Below are 17,721 nucleotides of genomic sequence, written 5' to 3' on the forward strand. Positions count from 1 at the left end.
CCGGTCAGGTGGTCGCGGCGGCGTCCACCACGGCCAGCAGCTCGGCCAGGTCGTAGCCGCCGTCGTGGCGGATGTCGTTGACGAAGAGCGTCGGCGTGCCGTTGACGCCGCTGCGGATGCCGCCCACGAAGTCCTGCCGGACCCGGTCGGCGTAGGTCTGCCGCCCCACCTCCGCGTCCAGCTCGTCGGGGGGCAGCCCGATCTGCTCGACGCCGAGCGACAGGTGCACCGGGTCGAGCTGGTCCTGGTGCTCGTAGAGCCAGTCGTGCATCTCCCAGAACCGGCCCCGCGCGCCGGCCGCCTCGGCGGTCTCCGCCGCGTGCTCCGCGTACGGGTGGACGTTGGTGATCGGGAAGTGGCGGTACGCCAACCGCACCACGTCGGCCCGCTGGCGCAGCACCTCGGCCAGGTTCGGGTAGGCGGCGCCGCAGAACCGGCACTGGAAGTCGCCGTACTCGACGACGGTGACCGGGGCGTCGGCCGGGCCGCGGACGTGGTCCCGGTCGCCGACCGGGACCCGCAGCCGGGCGGTGGTGACCTGCAACGGCGTGGTCATCGCGCGCTCACCCGCCGATCCGTGCCGAGCTGGTCCAGGGCGTCGAGGATGCCGTCCACGCCCGGGTTCACCTCGGGCGGGGAGAGGTGGCTCCAGGCCACCCGGCCGTCGGTGTCGATCACCACGAGCGCCCGGTCCGACTGCCCACGCGGGGCGTACGCGCCGTAGCGGCGGGACACCTCGCCCTTGGGCTCGAAGTCGGCCAGCAGCGGGAACCGGATGCCCCGGCTCTGCGCGAACGCCCGGTGCGAGTCGACGCTGTCCACCGAGATGCCCAGCAGCACCGCGCCGTACCGTTCCAGCTCGGGCAGGGCGGCCTGGTAGAGCGCCATCTGGTCGCCGCACACCGGGGTCCAGTCGGCCGGGTAGAAGGCCAGCACGACCGGCCGGCCCGGGAACTGCCCGGGGCCCACCTCCCGCGCGTCCGGCGACGCGGGCAGCGTGAACCCGGGCGCGGCCTGCCCGGGCGTGATCAGCCCGTTCGGATCACTCATACCGCCCAGCCTGCGCCGCGTCGGGGTGAGCCGGGCTCACCCGGGCCGGGTGGTTCGCCGGTCACTGTCGCACCGTGAGCCCGTTGCTCAGGCCGCGTACGCCGGTGAGCCGGGCGACCGACCGCTCGGCGGCCCGCCGCTGGTACTCCCACCCGACCTCGCCGCGCAGCGTGACCCAGCCGTCGGCGACGGTCACCCGCAGCGCCTCGACCGGCAGGAACGCCTCCCACGCGAGCGCGCGGACGACCGCGACGGCGAGCCCCGGGTCGTCCGGGCCGGCGGCGGGGACGGTCGGGACGGTCGGGACGGCGAGGTCGTCGGCGACCGCGCGGACCCGGGCGACCCGGTGCGTGGCCCGCTCGGCGGCCCACCTGGCGGCGGCGTCGTCCACCGGGCCGGTCAGCGTCACCACGCCGGCGGTGACTGTCACCCCGATCCCGTCGAGGCCCACCCGGGTCAGCTCGTCGCATACCGCGGCCCGGATCTCCCGGTCGGTACGCGTCGTCGTCTCGGTGGTCATCCGGCGCTCCCTCCGGTCGGTCGTCGGCGCGGGGGCGGTCCCGCACCCTGCGATCCTGCGCGGGACCGGGTGATCCGCCCCCATCCGGAACGGGTGATCTGGGAGCGCTTCCATGGCGCGGTCGGGCGGCGTACGCTGAGGGTCCCTCGGCTGCGGGAGCCAGCACGCCGACGGGGAGCCCGGGCAGCTCCCCCTCACGAAGCGCCACCCCCTGCTCCCGTTCCCCCACCTCAGGGCAACCGAGAGGACCCGCCCCATGCGCAGAAGTCTCGCCGGCCTGGCCGCCGTCGCGCTGGCCGCCACCGTGGCGACCGTCGTCGTGCCGCTCGTCGCCACCGGCGTACCCCCGGCCGCCGCCGCGGCCGCCGAGCCGTACACCTGGAAGAACGTCCGGATCGACGGCGGTGGCTTCGTCCCCGGCATCGTCTTCAACCCGACCGAGAAGAACCTGATCTACGCGCGGACCGACATCGGCGGGGCGTACCGCTGGGAGCAGGCCACCCGGTCGTGGACGCCGCTGCTGGACTGGGTCGGCGCGGACCGGTGGGGCTGGAACGGGGTGGTCAGCCTCGCCACCGACCCGGTGCAGACCAACCGGGTGTACGCCGCGGTCGGCATGTACACCAACGACTGGGACCCGAACCACGGGGCGATCCTGCGCTCGACCGACAAGGGCGCCACCTGGCAGGCCACCGAGCTGCCGTTCAAGAACGGCGGCAACATGCCCGGCCGGGGCATGGGGGAGCGGCTGGCGGTCGACCCGAACCGCAACAGCGTGCTCTACTACGGCGCCGAGGGCGGCAACGGCCTGTGGCGCAGCACCGACTTCGGGGCGACCTGGGCCAAGGTCGCCAACTTCCCGAACGTGGGCAACTACCGGGCCGACCCCAACGACAGCAGCGGCTACCAGAGCCAGAACCAGGGCCTGACCTGGGTCAGCTTCGACAAGAGCACCGGTACGGCCGGCGTCGCCACGAAGACCATCTACGTCGGCGTGGCGGACAAGCAGAACCCGGTCTACCGCAGCACCGACGCCGGCGCGACCTGGGAGCGGATCCCCGGCCAGCCCACCGGCTACCTCGCGCACAAGGGCGTGGTGGACCCGGTCGGCGGCTTCCTCTACCTCGCGACCAGCGACACCGGCGGCCCGTACGACGGCGGCAAGGGCGACGTGTGGAAGTTCAACCGGGCCACCGGCGCGTGGACGCAGATCAGCCCGGTGCCGTCGTCCAGCGCTGATGCCTACTTCGGCTACTCCGGGCTGACCATCGACCGCCAGCACCCGAACACGCTCATGGTGGCCAGCCAGATCTCCTGGTGGCCGGACGCGATCTTCTGGCGCAGCACCGACGGCGGCGCGACCTGGACCCGGATCTGGGAGTTCACCAGCTATCCGAACCGGAGCAAGAAGTACACGATGGACGTCAGCTCGGTGCCGTGGCTGACGTTCGGCACCAACCCGGCGCCGCCGGAGGAGTCCCCGAAGCTGGGCTGGATGAACGAGTCGCTGGAGATCGACCCGTTCGACAGCGACCGGATGATGTACGGCACCGGCGCGACGATCTACGGCACCACCGGCCTGACGAAGTGGGACACCGGCGGCACCTTCACCATCACGCCGATGGTCAAGGGGCTGGAGGAGACCGCCGTGCTCGACCTGGTCAGCCCGCCGTCGGGCGCACCGCTGGTCAGCGGCCTCGGTGACATCGGCGGCTTCCGCCACACCGACCTCGCGGCGGTGCCGCCGATGATGTTCACCCAGCCGGGCTTCACGAGCACCACCAGCCTCGACTACGCGGAGACCAAGCCGGCGGTGATGGTCCGGGCCGGCAACTTCACCGACTCCGACCGGCCCAACGACAGCCACGTGGCGTTCTCCACCGACGGTGGCGCGAACTGGTTCCAGGGCACCGAACCGGGCGGGATCAACAACGGCGGCACGGTGGCCGCGTCCGCCGACGGCAGCCAGTTCGTCTGGGCCCCCGCCGACGCCGGGCAGCAGGTGGTCCGTTCGGTCGGCTTCGGCAACTCGTGGACCGCCGCCACCGGCATCCCGGCCAACGCGACTGTCGAGTCCGACCGGGTCAACCCGAACAAGTTCTACGGCGTCAGCGCCGGGAAGTTCTACGTCAGCACCAACGGCGGGGCGGCGTTCACCGCCACCGCGGCGACCGGCCTGCCCACCACCGGCGTCAAGTTCAAGGCGCTACCCGGCGTCGAGGGTGACATCTGGCTGGCCGGTGAGGGTGGTCTCTGGCACTCCACCAACTCCGGCGCGAGCTTCACGAAGGTGACCGGCGTGTCCACGGCGGTGAACGTCGGCTTCGGCAAGGCGGCGCCCGGGAAGACGTACCCGGCGTTGTTCACCGTCGGCACGGTCGACGGCACGCACGGGGTCTACCGTTCCGACGACGCGGGCGCGACCTGGGTGCGGATCAACGACGACCAGCACCAGTACGGCAACGCGGGCGAGGCGCTCACCGGCGACCCGCGCGTCTACGGCCGGGTCTACCTGGGCACGAACGGCCGGGGCATCCTGGTCGCGGACCGCCTCGGCGGCACGCCCACGCCCACCCCGACGTCGGCGAGCCCGACCCCGACCAGCCCGACCCCGTCGCCGACGAGCCCGACGCCGTCGCCGACGAGTCCGACCCCGACGCCGACGGGCCCGTCGCCGTCGCCGACGTCACCGACCCCGGCGCCGACCGGACGCGGCTGCGCCGCCGCGTACGCGGTGACGAACTCCTGGCCGGGCGGCTTCCAGGGCGAGGTGACGGTCCGCAACTCCGGCACCACGCCGATCGCCGGCTGGACGCTGACCTGGACGTTCCCCGACGGGCAGCGGATCGCCCAGCTCTGGAGCGGGACGTACACCCAGACCGGCTCCGCCGTCACGGTCACCGACGCCGGCTGGAACGGCGCCCTCGGCGTGGGCGCGTCGACCACTGTCGGCTTCACCGGCACCGCGACCGGCGGCAACCGCGCGCCGACCGTCTCCTGCGCCGCACGCTGACCATCCCCCGCGGACCGCGCGCCGATCGCCTCCCGATCGGCGCGCGGTCCGCGTGTGACGCCACTCACTGACCACGAGGTTGACCGCCCAGGACACCCCCGCCCTGGACGTGATCAAGGGTTTTGTGTCGGAGTCGATCTCGGGGGTGACGTGAACTCCTTGATCACCCGCTCACTCCTACCGGTCGGGCTGTTGGGCGCGAGCGGGTGGGCGAGCATTGGTCGCACGGGGAAGCGCTCCGTCAGCCGTCACCCTGTCCGGCGGACGGTTACTCATGAGGGCTTGCGGGGTGCGCTGCGGAGTTTCGGGAGCGCCTCCTCAGCGGGCGTCCGGCAGACGGGTGGAACGCCATGGGTGTCTACCGGGCCGTGACACACCCATACCGTTCCACTCACGGGCAGGGTGAAGCACGGGTGGAACGCCATGGGTGTCTACCGGGCCGTGACACACCCATACCGTTCCAGTCACAGGCAGGGTGAAGCACGGGTGGAACGGTATGGGTGTCTACCGCGACCTGACACCTGAGGCGTTCCACCGCCGGGCGGGCGGGGCAGGCCCGACGGACCGGATGATCATGAAGTTGGCTGCCCCGGAAAGCGCTCTCCGGGCCGTCAACCTCATGATCACCGAGGTTCGGACAGGGTGACGGTGGCCGTCCCGTTGCCGGGAGGGCCACCGTCGGTCGTGCGGGGTGGGGGTGTGCGGTCAGCCGTCCAGGCCGGCGGGGGAGTTGGGGCGGTCGACGTCCACGAACTCGATCTCGTCGGCGCCGCGCTCCCGGCTGCCGGCGGCGCGGGCGGCGGTGCCGGCGGCCCAGCCGATGGCCGCGCCGGCCAGGGCCGCCGCGATCAGCAGCGTCCACGGCAGTGCGGGGCGCCGGCCGGCGAGCGCGTCGAAGGCGAGGCCGGCCCGGCGGCGTGCCTCGTCGGCGGCGGAGCCGACCAGGTCGGTGGCGTCGTCGGCCAGGCCGGAGGAGTTGCGGCGGGCGACGCGGGTGGCGTCCCGCACGCTGTCACCGGCGGACCCGACCGCGGAGAGCAGGTGCTGCCATGCTTGGTCCGCGACCCGCTCGGGCTTGCTGCGGCGGTCCAACAGGCTGGATCCGAACATCGTTCTACCTCCTCGGGTGCCGAAGCCCGGCGGCCAGGTCGGACTCCGGTGTTCATCCGGCGCGTCACGGTTCACTCCCCGGGGGCAGTGCCCCGACCGCTCCCGCGCCAAACCCCCTCCCGTGCCGCTTGCCATGCGAACGGCACCGTGCCGGGATCCGGCGGTGTCGGCGCGGGAAAGGGACGGGGTGGGCGGAATCACCCGTACGCGCCGGGGACCGGGTACCCCGGCGGGGTGTGCGGGCCCGCTACCCTGGGTCGGCGGATCGGCCGACCCGGTCCGGTCGTTCGGCCGGTCACTGGTCCGTGTCGAAGGGAAATCGGAACCCGGAGGTCCGGATTGGGCTCGCCCAGGTGTGCCCAGTCCGCGAATTGCTCATCCCGGGGGGTGGCGACCGGGGCCGTTGGAGGAATACTCTCGGTCGCGGCCCGCGTACTGATGAGGCGCCCGTTGGGGCGAGTGGAGGTGCTCGCGTGAGCCTGTCGATCGTGAAATCGGTGCGTCCGGGTGGTGTCGTCCAGATCGCGCCCCGTGGGGAGATCGACGTCGACACCGCGTACGAGGTGCGGGAAGCGATCGCCGAGGTGCTCGCGAAGGCGCGTCCCGCCCGGATCGAGCTCAACATGCGGCTCGTCACGTTCATCGACTCGGTCGGCATCAGCGCCATGGTCGCCGGCTTCCAGACCTGCGAGGTCAGCGGCGTCAAGCTGGTGGTCACCGAGCCGAGCCGGTTCGTGCACCGACAGCTCTGGGTGACCGGCCTGCTCGGTCTCTTCGGCGCGCCGGAGCCCTGGTTCGCCGACGACGCCCCCGAGGTGCTCCCCGGCGCCTGAGCGTCACCCGGCGCCACCGAACCCTGCTCCCGGCCACCGCCGACCGGGGGACCTTCGACCCGTTGCCAGGCCGCCCCCGGTACGGGACGATCGTCCGGACCCACGACGGCGAGGGGGACGGGTTGCAGAGCAGCGACAGCTTCAGCTACACCGTGCAGGCCCGGTGCAGCCGGGCGGACGCGGTGGCCCTGCTCGGCGACCTGAGCCGGCAGGGCGAGCTGCATCCGTTGATCGTGCGGGTCCGGCAGTTGCCGCCCCGTCCGGGCGCGTTGGCCAGCTTCGCGATCACCGACCGGCTGGAGCTGGGTCCGCTGCACTTCCCGGTGACCTACCAGGCGGACGTGCTGATCGCCACCGAGGACGAGGTGGTCACCGTGGCCCGGCAGCAGCCGGCGACGACGGTCCGCAACCACACCCGGCTGCGCGACGAGCCCGACGGCGTGGTGCGGATCGACGTGGAGATCACGCTCACCGCGCCGGCGCCGCTGTTCGGTTACGCGTTCCGCCAGGCGCGGGCCGCTCACCTGGGCCTCGCCGCCCGCCTGGGCGCGACCCTGGAGGGCCGACCGGCCTGACCGGGCCCCGCCCGTGCCGGCTCGCGTGCGACGGCACCCGGCGTGTGACCGGGTGCCGTCGCGACGGTCAGTACACCGACAGGTGCACGTGGTTGGTGTGGTCGCTGGACGGGTCGCCGTTGCCCCCGCTGTACGACTTCCAGCCACTGCTGGGCAGCCAGATCTGCTTGAACCAGATCACGTAGAGCACCGCGAGCGGGTCGGCGTTGCGCACGAAGTACGCGGCCAGGTTGTTGCCGTACGTCCGGTCGCCGCCGCTGGCCACGCCACCGAAGCCGCTCTTCTGCGCCGCGAAGTCGCAGGCCCGACCCTTCGGGTGCTCGCCGGAGCCGCTGGGCCGGTGGCAGGAGACGTACCGGGTGAAGCCGGCGGCCTTGGCCTGTTGCAGGGCGTGCAGCGTACGCGGGGTGATGCAGCCGCTGGCCGGCGTCGGGTCGTTCACGCTGCACGACTCCGCCGGCCAGGAGCCGTCCGAGTTGCGCTTGGCCGGCTTCGCGTTCGCCGTGGAGGTGCCCCGGCTTCCGCTGCCGTCGCTGCTGCTGCCGCTGCTGCTGGCGGACGGCCGGTTGTTGGCCTCCTCCAGCGCCTGCTCGGCCTGCTCCTTGCGCTTGGCCATCACCGTGACCTGCTTGCGCTGTTCGCGGACCTCGCCGTCGAGCGCGGTACGGGTGCGGATCGCCTCGTCGCGGGTGGTGATCAACTCCCGCAGTGTCCGGTCCTCGTGCGCGGCGACCGTCTCCAGGGCGGCGGCCCGGTCCATGAAGCCTTCCGGGCTGGTGCTGCCGAGCAGTGCCGCGGCGGTGCCCATCCGGCCGGTGCGGTACGCCACCTCGGCGATCTCACCGACCTTGGCGTTGCGTTCGGTCAGCTCCGCGTCGATCGTCACGAGTCGTTCGTTGAGCTGCTTCTGCCGGGTCACCGACCGGTTCAGCGCGGCCTTGGCCTCCAGCCAGCCCTTGCTGGCGGCGTCGAGCTTGGCGCGCAGCGCCGGCGTGCCGCCCTCGTCGTCGTCGCCGGGCGCGGCGGCGAGCCGGCCGGTCGCGGGTGCCGCCGAGGCGGGGGAGACCGGCGCCGTCGCGAGGCCGAGGGTCAGCATCGCGACGAGCAGGGCCGCCATCCGGGCGGCCGTTCGTCGTACGGGTGCCACTGGGGGCATTCACGTGTCCTTCCGTCAACCGCCGACCGGGTTAGCTGACGGGTTCGGGACGGAAGATCCCTACCGCTGACGCGGATGCACCCCACGTACGTGGTTCCCCGGCTCGCCCCGCGGGCGATTAGGCGACGGCCGCTCCGCCGACGCCGGATGACGCCTGCGGGGTGGCCGCGACCGAGCCTACCGGCGTTGCCCGGTTCCGGCGCCGTCACCCGGCGTCGAGAACCGGGCAAAACCGGCATAAGTCAACAATAGCCACTCAGATTTAAGGCTGTCCTCATTACCAGCCGGTCGGCCCGCAGGCACCGGTGGACGCTCCGGGTTCGATCTGCAACGTGGCGTGATCGATCGAGAAGTCCTCGTGCAGCGCGGCCCGGGCGGCGGCCAGCACGGTGGCGACCTCGGCGCCCGGGTCGGTGGTCAGGTGCGCCGAGGCCACGTCCATGCCGGAGGTGAGCGTCCAGACGTGCAGGTCGTGCACCTCCGCCACGCCGGGCACGGCGGTCAGCCGGTCGTGCACGGCGGTCACCTGGAGGTGTTCCGGCGCGGCCTGCACCAGGATGCGTACCGCGGCCCGGCCGAGCCGCCAGGTGCGCGGCAGGATGAACAGGCCGATCGCCACCGCGACCAGCGGGTCGGCCCACCACCAGTCGGTGACCGCGATGACCAGCGCGGCGCCGATCACGCCGAGCGAGCCGAGCAGGTCGCCGAGCACCTCCAGGTACGCCCCGCGCAGGTTGATGCTCTCCTGCGCGCCGGAGCGCAGCAGCGCGAACGCGGCGATGTTGGCGAGCAGGCCGAGCACGGCCACCACCAGCATCGGGCCGGCGAGAACCTCCGGCGGCTCGCCGAACCGGCGTACCGCCTCGATCAGGACGTAGACCGCGACGGCGCCGAGCAGCACCGCGTTGGCCAGCGCGGCGAGCACCTCGAGCCGGTAGAGCCCGAACGTGCGCTGCGGGTCGGTCCCGGCGCGACGGGTGGCGGTGATCGCCGCGAGCGCCATGCCGATCCCGAGCACGTCGGTGAACATGTGCCCGGCGTCGGAGAGCAGCGCCAGCGAACCGGTCGTCACGGCGGCCACCGCCTCGACCAGCATCAGCACGGCGAGCAGCGCGAACGCCGCCCAGAGTCGGCCCCGGTGCCGGTGCGCCGCGTTGGTCACCGCACCGCTGTGGTCATGGCCTGCGCCCACGCACACACCCTCCCGTCCCGCGCCCCGGACGGGCCCAATCTATGCTCACATCGCTATGTGTGCAAGTGACTGCGGTGTCACCCCACCGGATCGAGCGTGGTCAGGCGCTGGGTGGCCCGGGACAGCGCGACGTAGAGCGTGCGGACCCCCGAACCCGGGTCGGCCCGGATCTCGCTCGGCGCGACCAGCACCACCCCGTCGTACTCCATGCCCTTGGCCTGGAGGCTGGTGACCACCTGGAGCCGGCCGGCGCCCAGCTCGCCCAGCCAACCCGCCACCTCGTCCCGGCGCGGCACCGGCGTGATCACGCCGACCGTGCCCTCGACCTCGGTCAGCAGCACCCGGGCCGCCTCGACAGTGGCCGCCGGCAGCTCGGCCGCGGCCACGGTCCGCTCCACCGGCGGCACACCGGTGGACCGCACCGCGTCGGGCAGCGCCAGATCCGGGTACAGCCGGCGGATCTCCGCCGCCGCCACCGCGAAGATCTCCGCCGAGTTGCGGTAGTTGGTGGTCAGCTCGTAGCGGCGCCGGGGACGCCGCCCCAGCGCCTGGTCACGGGCCCGGTCCAGCTCCTGCGGATCGCCGGTCCAGGCGGTCTGCGCCGGATCGCCGACCACGGTCCAGGACGCCAGCCGGCCGCGCCGCCCGACCATCCGCCACTGCATCGGCGAGACGTCCTGCGACTCGTCCACCACCACGTGGGCGTAGTCGCGGTAGTCCACCGGGCGCTCCCGGGCGGCCGCCCGCGCCGCGCGCTGCCGGTCCGCGTACGTGCTCAGCTCGCGCACGCCACCGGCCAACTGGTACGGGTCCCGCTTCGGCTTCGCCCGCCGCACCGGCGTGCCGAGCAGCGCGTCCAGCTCGTCCAGCAGCGCGATGTCGGCGACGGTCAGCCCGTCCGTGTCCAGCGTCCGGTACGCGTCGGTGAGCAGCCGGATCTCGGCCGAGGAGAGGACCCCGCCGGCGTAGCGACGCAGCCGCTCGGGCCGGGCCAGCCAGCCCAGCACGTGGCGCGGGTGCAGCCGGGGCCACCACGACTTGAGGAACTCGCGGAACTCCGGCCGCTCGATGATCTCGTCCTCGAACGCGGGCTGCTCCGGCAGCCGGCCCACCCGCAGCGTCCGGGCCTGCGCGTAGAGCGCGGCGAGCACCGCGTCGAACGCGGCCCGGCGCACCTCGTTGCGGCGCGCGCCCCGGGTCAGCGTGCGGTCCCGCACCCCGTCCAGCGCCGGCCGGTCCAGCCGCAGCAGCTCACCGCGGTAGAGCAGGCGCAGCTCCGCCGGCGAGTCCGGCACCGCGTCCCGCGCGGCACGCTCCAGCACCCGGCGCATCCGCAGCGAACCCTTCACGGCCGCCACCTCCGGCGGGTCGGTCCGGGTCGCCGACAGGCCCGGGAACAGCGAGCCGAGCGAGCGCAGCGTGGCGGTCTCCTCGCCGAGCGAGGGCAGCACCGACGCGATGTACTCGACGAACACGCCGGACGGACCGACCACCAGGATGCCGCCGCCGGCATACCGGGCCCGGTCGGAATAGAGCAGGTACGCGGCCCGGTGCAGCGCCACCGCCGTCTTGCCGGTGCCCGGGCCGCCGGAGACGATCGTGACGCCGGCGCCGGGGGAGCGGATCGCCTCGTCCTGCTCCCGCTGGATGGTGGCGACGATGTCCCGCATGCCGCGACCGGTGGCCCGGGACAGCGTGGCCAGCAGCGCGCCGTCGCCGACCACCGCCATGTCCGCCGGCGCGGCGTCCGGATCCAGCAGGTCGTCCTCGATCCGGGTGACCTTCTCGGCGGCCGACTGGATGGTGCGCCGGCGCACCACGCCGCGCGGCTCGGCGGGCGTGGCCCGGTAGAACGCGGCGGCGGCGGGGGCCCGCCAGTCGACCACCAGCGTCTCCGCGTCGTCGGCCCGCACCCCGAGCCGACCCACGTGCAGCACCTGCCCGGTGTGCAGGTCCAGCCGTCCGAAGACCAACCCCTCGTGCTCGGCGTCCAGCACGTGCCGGCGCTGGGCGGCGTGGAAGACCATCGCGTCCCGCTCGACCAGCGCGCCGAACGTGCCGACCCGGGCCAGCCGGTAGCCCTCCCGCTCGGCGTCGGCCGCGGACCGGCGCAGTTCGGCCAGCCGGGCGTACACCCGGTCGAGATGCCGCTGCTCGGCGGCGATCTCCCGGTCCAGCGTGGTCTGGTCGGTCAACGCGGTGCTCCTGTGGTCGGACGGCACGACGGGCTGAATGAGGGTACGGGCCGCCGGCAAGGTGGATGTCAGGGCCATGCCGTCGACCGGCCCGGGCCGGTGCCGGTACCGCCGTCAGGCCGCGGCCGGGCTCGGGGTCCCCGTGCCGGCCAACACCCGACGCAGCACCCCGGCCACGGCGGCGTTGACCACGTCGGGCCGTTCCATCATCAGCATGTGGCCGGCGCCGGGGCAGACGGTCAGCTCCGCGGTGGGCAGCGCCGCCGCGATCGACTCGGCGCACGGCGGCGGGGTGAGCCGGTCCCGGTCGCCGACCAGCGCGGCGGCCGGCAACCCACCAAGCGCGGCCAACGTCTCCAGCCGGTGCTGGGCGCCGATCGACGCGCGGAACCCGCCGATCGAGCGCAGCGTGGCGTGCGCCACCGCCGAGGTGACCAGCCGGATGTCCGCCGGGTCGCAACGGTCGCCGAAGAGCATCCAGCGGATGCTCGGACGCAGCGCGCGCAGCAACGCGTACGGCGGACGCCAGCCGCCGCAACGGGCCAGCACCCCGGCGCCGGTGGTCTCGGCGAGGCGGATCAGCCGGGTGATGCGGGGCGAGAGCCCGTAGGCGGTGTGCGTGTGCCCCTCGGCAGTGGTCGAGACGAAGACCAGGCCGGCGGTGCGGGCGGCGAACCGGTCGGGGTGGCGGTGCGCGTACTCCATCACGGTCATCCCGCCCATCGAGTGCCCGACCAGCACGACCGGGCCGGACGGGGCGAACTCGTCGACCACCGCGGCCAGGTCGTCGCCGAGCTGGGCCAGGGTCGCGTCGCGCAGCGTCAGGCAGCTCGACCGGCCGTGGCCGCGCGCGTCGTAGGCGACCACCCGCACCCGGTTGCCGAAGCGGTCCCGCAGGTCGGTGAGCTGGCGGTGCCAGCTCCGCCCGTCCAGCGTCCAGCCGTGCAGCATGATCACGGTGACCTCGGCGTCGGCCGGCCCCGTCACGGTGACGTGCAGGCGTACGTCGTCGGGAAGCCGCAGCTCCATGGTCCACCTCCCCGGGCCGTCAGCGCGCCCACCGGAGTGACCCGGCGGTGACACCGGCGTTACCCGCCATGACATCACGGCAACCGGGGCGGGGAGAAGATTCCCGGTCCGCCCGCGTCGGGTCGGATCGCCGACCAGGCTGGGGGCATGCCGTCCCCGCCCGCCGCCCGCAGCCCCCGGGGCGCCCTGGCCGAGCTGCTCACCGGCAACCGCCGCTTCGTCAGCGGCCAGCCGCTGCACGGGCACGACGTGACCGCCGCCGCGGCGGTGGCCTCCGGCGACCAGCAGCCGTACGCGGTGGTGCTGGGCTGCATCGACTCCCGGGTACCGCTGGAGGCGATCTTCGACCAGACGTTCGGCTCGATCTGCGTGATCCGCACCGGCGCGCACGTGCTGGACCGCGCGGTGTGCGGCTCGATCGAGTACGTGGTGGGCCAGCTCGGCGTACGGCTGGTGATGGTGCTGGGCCACGAACGCTGCGGCGCGGTCGGCTCGGCGGTCGACGCGGTGCGCACCGGGCGGCGGCCCGGCGGCGCGCTGGGGTACGTGGTGGACCGGATCGCCCCGGCGGTGGTCGAGGTCGGCGTGACCGACCCGGCCGTCCACCCGCTGGCGGTCCGTCGCCACGTCCGGCGGACGGTGACCGCGCTGCGCGCCGACGACCTGCTCGCCGGCCCGGTGGCGGCCGGGGAGCTGGCCGTGGTGGGCGCGCTCTACGAGCTGGCCACCGGCGAGGTCACGCTGCTGCCGGAGGAGGGGACGCACGACCGCCCGCCGGGGTGATCCCCGACGGGCGGTTCGCGGTGGTGCGGGTGAGGGCGCTCAGCCCTCGAAGACGCCGGCCTCGACGAGACGCTTCTCGGTCGCGTCCCAGCCGTGGTCCGGGTAGGACGCGGCCAGGCCGTTGATCTCGGCGCGGATCTTGGCGGCGTGGCCGGCGGCGGCCAGCACGCGGATCTCCTCGACGAAGGCGTCGGAGTCGGTGCGCAGGTGCGCGGTCTTGCCGTTGGTCAGGTTGCGCACGTAGGCGTGCTTGCCGCCGTTGAGCGGGATCAGGTACTTGAACTCGCCCAGCACGCTGAGGGCGCCACCCTGGCCAGCCTGGCCGGCCCGGACTGACGCGCGCGCGGTCTTAGAGGTGTTGCTCGCCACGGAGGTACTCCTTGCAGACGTACGGTGGGGACGGGAACCGTCCGGGGGCTGTGCGAGTGACGCCCGGGGTGAGCGCCGGCCCGCGAAGACGTGCGGCGGCACAGAACCGCCCAGAGAACTGTACACGAACGCGACGCCTGGCTGGTGGTCGCGCCGTCACCGGGACACAACCGGGTCCGCCACCCGGGTATTTCCGGCCGCCCGACCCCGGCGAATTTTCCGATTCGCTGGCGCACCACCTGTCACAGCGGTCATCATGTGTGCCAGAGGCCACTCGGGTGACGAGGTCGTAGGGGAAGACGCACCTCGGCTCACCGGGAGGTCACCGTGCCAACGCGTGGCGTCGTATACGTCCACTCGACCCCGCTCGCCGTGTGCTCGCACGTCGAGTGGGCGATCGCGCGCGTCCTCGCCGCGCCGGTCAACCTGCACTGGACGGGTCAGCCCGTCGACCCCGGCGCGCGGCGCGCCGAGTGCGGCTGGACCGGCAGCCCGGGGACGGGCGCCGAGCTGGCCGCTGCCCTCCGGCAGTGGCCCATGATCCGTTTCGAGGTCACCGAGGAGCCCAGTCCCGGCGCCGACGGCGAGCGCTTCATGTACGTCCCCGGCCGGGGCCTGTTCCGGGCCACCGTCGGCGCGGCCGGCGACATCCAGCTCGGCGAGGACCGGCTGCGTACCCTGATGGCCGCCGCCCGCGCCCCGGAGGCGCTCGCGCACGCGCTCGACAAGGCGCTCGGCACCGCCTGGGACGCCGAGCTGGAGCCCTACCGGTACGCCGGTGACGGCGCGCCGGTGACGCTGCTCACCCGGGTGGGGTGACGCCGGGCGAGTTGCCCCGATACGGTGGGGCCCGTGTCGATTCCCCGGCGACGCTCCGCCGTCGCGCTCGCCGCCCTGACCGCGCTGGTCCTCACCGGCTGCTCCGACCGGCCGGACCGGCCCCGCCCGACGCCGTCGACAGCGGCGCCGACGTCGGGCGCGAGCGCGCCGGCGTCCACCGACCCGGCCGCCGCCGATCCCGCCGCCCGGGCCGCCGCGCTGGTCGCCACGCTCTCCGACGAGGACCTGGTCGGCCAGGTGCTGATGCCGTACGCGTACGGCAGCTCGGCCACCGAGGTCTCCGCCGGCTCGGCCGCCGGCAACCGGGCGCTGGCCGGCGTCGACACGCCCGCCGAGATGGTGGCGAAGTACCGCCTCGGCGGCGTGATCCTGGTCGGCTTCAGCGCCGACGACCCGACCTCGGGCAACCAGGCGACCACCAACGTCGACAACCCGAAGCAGGTTCGCGCGCTGACCGACGGGCTGCGCGCCGCCGCCGGCAAGCTGCCGGCCGGCGCCGCGCCGTTCCTCGTCGGCACCGACCAGGAGTACGGCGTGGTCACCCGGATCACCGACGGGGTGACCCAGCTCCCCAGCCCGCTCGCCGCCGGCGCGGCCGGCAACCCGGCGTTGACCGAGGCCGCCTGGCGGGCCGCCGGGGCCGAGCTGGCCGCGATGGGGATCAACCTGGACTTCGCCCCGGTCGCCGACGTGCTGGCCACCCGCAGCACGGTGATCGGCTCCCGCTCCTTCGGCGCCACCCCGGCCACCGCGTCGCCCCAGGTGGCCGGCGCGGTCCGCGGCCTGCAGGCCGAGGGCGTCGGCGCGGCGGTCAAGCACTTCCCCGGGCACGGCCTGAGCGCCGCCGACTCGCACACCGAACTGCCGGTGGTCGGGCAGTCCCGGGCCGTGCTGGACCGCACCGCGTTCCCGCCGTTCCGCGCCGGGATCGACGCCGGCGCGATGGCGGTGATGTCCGCCCACCTGGACGTGAAGGCGGTCGACCCGGGCACCCCGGCCACGTTCTCCCGCAAGCTGCTCACCGACGTGCTCCGCGGCCAGCTCGGCTTCCAGGGCGTGGTGATCACCGACGGGATGAACATGGCGCCGGCGAAGAAGTGGTCGCCGGGCGAGGCGGCGGTCCGCGCGCTCAACGCCGGCAACGACCTCATCCTGATGACCCCGAACGTGGGCCAGGCGTACGACGGGCTGCGCGCCGCGCTCAAGGACGGCTCGCTGTCGCGGGCCCGGCTGGTCGAGGCGGTCACCCGGGTGCTGACCATGAAGTTCCGGCTGGCCGGGCACCCGCAGCCGGAGCTGTCGACGCTGGACGGCGCCGACCACCGCAAGGCCGCCGCCGACCTGGCCGCCGCCGCGGTGACGGTGCTGCGCGGCACGTGCGGCGGCGCGGTGGCCGGCCCGGTCCGGGTGACCTCCTCCGGCGGCCGGGACCGCACCCGCACCCTGCTGACCGAGGCGCTCACCGCCGCCGGGGTGAAGGTGGTGTCCTCCGGCGGCACCGTGGTGCACCTCGTCGGCTACGGCGACGGCACGAAGGACCTGCGCGCCGACGCGGCCGTGACGGTGGCCATGGACACCCCGTACGTGCTGGCCGGGGCGAAGTCGCCGACGGTGCTGGCGACCTACTCGTCCACCCGGGCCTCGATGACCGCGCTGGCCGCGGTGCTCGCCGGCAAGGCCCGCCCCACGGGCCGCGCCCCGGTCCCGGTCCCCGGCCTGCCGGCCACCACCTGCTCGTAAGGAAGGGCCCCCGCTTAACGCTTCCGGTATAGGAAGGGCCCCTTCTTAACACTCACGTGTCAAGAAGGGGCCCTTCCTTGCAGCACGGCTCAGGGGCGGGTGAAGACCAGCGCCACGTTGTGCCCGCCGAAGCCGAACGCGTTGTTCAGCGCGGCCGGGATCTCCAGGTGACGGGCCTTGTGCGCGGCCACGTCCAGGCTGAGGCCGTCGTCCGGGTCGTCCAGGTTGATCGTGGGCGGCACGACCCCGTCCCGGATGGAGAGGATGGTGGCGATCGACTCCAGCGCGCCGGCCGCGCCGAGCAGGTGCCCGGTCATCGACTTGGTGGCGGTGAGCAGCGGGTGGTCGCCGACCGCCTGGCGCAGCGCGCCGATCTCCAGCATGTCGCCGACCGGCGTGGAGGTGGCGTGCGCGTTGACGTGCACGATGTCCGTGCCGGTCACGTCCGCGTCGGCGAGCGCCCGGACGATGGCCCGGATCGCGCCCTCGCCCTCCGCGTGCGGCTGCACCATGTCGTACGCGTCGGAGGTGATCCCGGCGCCGGCCAGGCGCGCGTAGACGCGGGCGCCCCGGGCGGCGGCGTGGTCGGCGCGCTCCAGCACCAGCACGCCCGCGCCCTCGCCGAGGACGAAGCCGTCCCGGGCCTTGTCCCACGGCCGGGACGCCTTCTCCGGCTCGTCGTTGCGGGTGGACATGGCCCGCATCGAGGCGAAGCCGGCGATCGGCAGCGGGTGGATGACCGCCTCGGTGCCACCGACCACCACCACGTCGGCCCGGCCGGCGCGGATGATGTCCAGCCCCAGCGAGATCGCCTCGGCGCCGGTCGCGCAGGCGCTGGCCACCGAGTGCACCCCGGCCTTCGCGCCCAGCTCCAGCCCGACCCAGGCGGCCGGGCCGTTCGGCATCAGCATCGGCACCGTGTGCGGGGAGACCCGGCGCGGGCCGGACGCCTCCAGGATGTCGTCCTGGGCGAGCAGGGTGGTGGCGCCGCCGATGCCCGAGCCGACGCTGACCGCCAGCCGTTCCGGGTCCGGCCCGGCATCGGCCAGCCCGGCGTCCGCCCAGGCCTCCCGCGCGGCGATCAGGGCGATCGCCTGCGAGCGGTCCAGCCGGCGCAACTTCACCCGGTCCAGCACCTCGGCCGGGTCGACCGCCAGTTGGGCGGCGATCCGGACGGGCAGTTGCCCGGCCCACTCCTGGGTGAGCGCACTCACCCCGGAGCGGCCGGCGAGCATGGCGTCCCAGGTCGACGCGACGTCCCCGCCGAGCGGGGTCGTCGCGCCGAGCCCGGTGACGACGACGTCGGGGCGACTCAT

At 74.1% G+C, this 17,721-nt stretch carries 15 protein-coding genes, 1 pseudogene and 1 riboswitch; of the genes and pseudogenes, 6 read left to right on the top strand and 10 right to left on the bottom strand.

All coding sequences use genetic code 11. The annotated features are described in order from the left end of the window. Positions 1-4: 4 nt before the first annotated feature. The 3 genes and pseudogenes from ACH495_RS22795 to ACH495_RS22805 form a co-directional block, all read right to left on the bottom strand. Complete coding sequence (locus ACH495_RS22795) at positions 5-556, bottom strand: DsbA family protein (protein ID WP_396859727.1); 552 nt, start codon at positions 554-556, stop codon at positions 5-7. Then, positions 553-1,050 (bottom strand): redoxin domain-containing protein, encoded by a 498-nt coding sequence (locus ACH495_RS22800; RefSeq protein WP_396859728.1) that lies wholly within the window; start codon positions 1,048-1,050, stop codon positions 553-555. Before ACH495_RS22800 ends, ACH495_RS22795 begins: the two co-directional genes overlap by 4 nt. Positions 1,051-1,117: 67 nt before the next feature. Beyond that, positions 1,118-1,570: pseudogene (locus ACH495_RS22805) on the bottom strand (BON domain-containing protein); the annotation flags it as partial. A 256-nt stretch (positions 1,571-1,826) separates the two neighbouring features. Between ACH495_RS22805 and ACH495_RS22810 the strand changes: the two are divergent. Then, on the top strand, positions 1,827-4,583 hold the full coding sequence (locus ACH495_RS22810) for a cellulose binding domain-containing protein (RefSeq protein ID WP_396859729.1): 2,757 nt from the start codon (positions 1,827-1,829) through the stop codon (positions 4,581-4,583). A 705-nt stretch (positions 4,584-5,288) separates the two neighbouring features. On the opposite strand, the gene ACH495_RS22815 is transcribed toward ACH495_RS22810, so the two are convergent. Next, on the bottom strand, positions 5,289-5,693 hold the full coding sequence (locus tag ACH495_RS22815) for a hypothetical protein (RefSeq protein ID WP_396859730.1): 405 nt from the start codon (positions 5,691-5,693) through the stop codon (positions 5,289-5,291). Between the two features lie 473 nt (positions 5,694-6,166). Between ACH495_RS22815 and ACH495_RS22820 the strand changes: the two genes are divergently transcribed. Further along, positions 6,167-6,526 (top strand): STAS domain-containing protein, encoded by a 360-nt coding sequence (locus ACH495_RS22820; RefSeq protein ID WP_091572519.1) that lies wholly within the window; start codon positions 6,167-6,169, stop codon positions 6,524-6,526. Between the two features lie 62 nt (positions 6,527-6,588). After that, positions 6,589-7,101, top strand: a complete 513-nt coding sequence (locus tag ACH495_RS22825; protein ID WP_396859731.1) for an SRPBCC family protein — start codon at positions 6,589-6,591, stop codon at positions 7,099-7,101. A 67-nt stretch (positions 7,102-7,168) separates the two neighbouring features. Here the strand turns inward: ACH495_RS22825 and ACH495_RS22830 are convergent, their stop codons facing one another. The 4 genes from ACH495_RS22830 to ACH495_RS22845 all read right to left on the bottom strand — a co-directional run bounded on the left by ACH495_RS22830 (position 7,169) and on the right by ACH495_RS22845 (position 12,673). Further along, complete coding sequence (locus ACH495_RS22830) at positions 7,169-8,257, bottom strand: coiled-coil domain-containing protein (RefSeq protein WP_396859732.1); 1,089 nt, start codon at positions 8,255-8,257, stop codon at positions 7,169-7,171. 4 nt (positions 8,258-8,261) lie between these two features. Continuing rightward, a riboswitch (cyclic di-AMP (ydaO/yuaA leader) is annotated at positions 8,262-8,392 on the bottom strand. Between the two features lie 142 nt (positions 8,393-8,534). Next, positions 8,535-9,449: a cation diffusion facilitator family transporter gene (locus tag ACH495_RS22835; protein WP_396859733.1), complete on the bottom strand. Its 915-nt coding sequence runs from the start codon at positions 9,447-9,449 to the stop codon at positions 8,535-8,537. 77 nt (positions 9,450-9,526) lie between these two features. Then, on the bottom strand, positions 9,527-11,644 hold the full coding sequence (locus tag ACH495_RS22840) for a HelD family protein (protein ID WP_396859734.1): 2,118 nt from the start codon (positions 11,642-11,644) through the stop codon (positions 9,527-9,529). A gap of 114 nt (positions 11,645-11,758) precedes the next feature. Beyond that, positions 11,759-12,673 carry an alpha/beta fold hydrolase gene (locus tag ACH495_RS22845; protein WP_396859735.1) on the bottom strand — a complete coding sequence of 305 codons (915 nt, stop codon included), beginning with the start codon at positions 12,671-12,673 and terminating at the stop codon, positions 11,759-11,761. A 147-nt stretch (positions 12,674-12,820) separates the two neighbouring features. Here ACH495_RS22845 and ACH495_RS22850 point away from each other — a divergent pair, with 147 nt between their 5' ends. After that, a complete protein-coding gene (locus ACH495_RS22850) occupies positions 12,821-13,456 on the top strand; it encodes a carbonic anhydrase (RefSeq protein WP_396859736.1) in 636 nt (211 codons plus the stop codon). 39 nt (positions 13,457-13,495) lie between these two features. Here ACH495_RS22850 and ACH495_RS22855 read toward each other — a convergent pair whose 3' ends face one another. After that, positions 13,496-13,825 (bottom strand): hypothetical protein, encoded by a 330-nt coding sequence (locus tag ACH495_RS22855; protein WP_013287842.1) that lies wholly within the window; start codon positions 13,823-13,825, stop codon positions 13,496-13,498. Positions 13,826-14,152: 327 nt separating this feature from the next. Here ACH495_RS22855 and ACH495_RS22860 point away from each other — a divergent pair, with 327 nt between their 5' ends. Further along, complete coding sequence (locus tag ACH495_RS22860) at positions 14,153-14,644, top strand: DUF3145 domain-containing protein (protein WP_107155828.1); 492 nt, start codon at positions 14,153-14,155, stop codon at positions 14,642-14,644. 24 nt (positions 14,645-14,668) lie between these two features. Continuing rightward, positions 14,669-16,405: a glycoside hydrolase family 3 protein gene (locus tag ACH495_RS22865; RefSeq protein ID WP_396859737.1), complete on the top strand. Its 1,737-nt coding sequence runs from the start codon at positions 14,669-14,671 to the stop codon at positions 16,403-16,405. Positions 16,406-16,494: 89 nt separating this feature from the next. Here ACH495_RS22865 and fabF read toward each other — a convergent pair whose 3' ends face one another. Continuing rightward, positions 16,495-17,721 (bottom strand): beta-ketoacyl-ACP synthase II, encoded by a 1,227-nt coding sequence (gene fabF / locus ACH495_RS22870; RefSeq protein WP_396859738.1) that lies wholly within the window; start codon positions 17,719-17,721, stop codon positions 16,495-16,497.

This window comes from Micromonospora sp. NPDC018662 (genome assembly GCF_044391475.1).
GTDB lineage: Bacteria > Actinomycetota > Actinomycetes > Mycobacteriales > Micromonosporaceae > Micromonospora.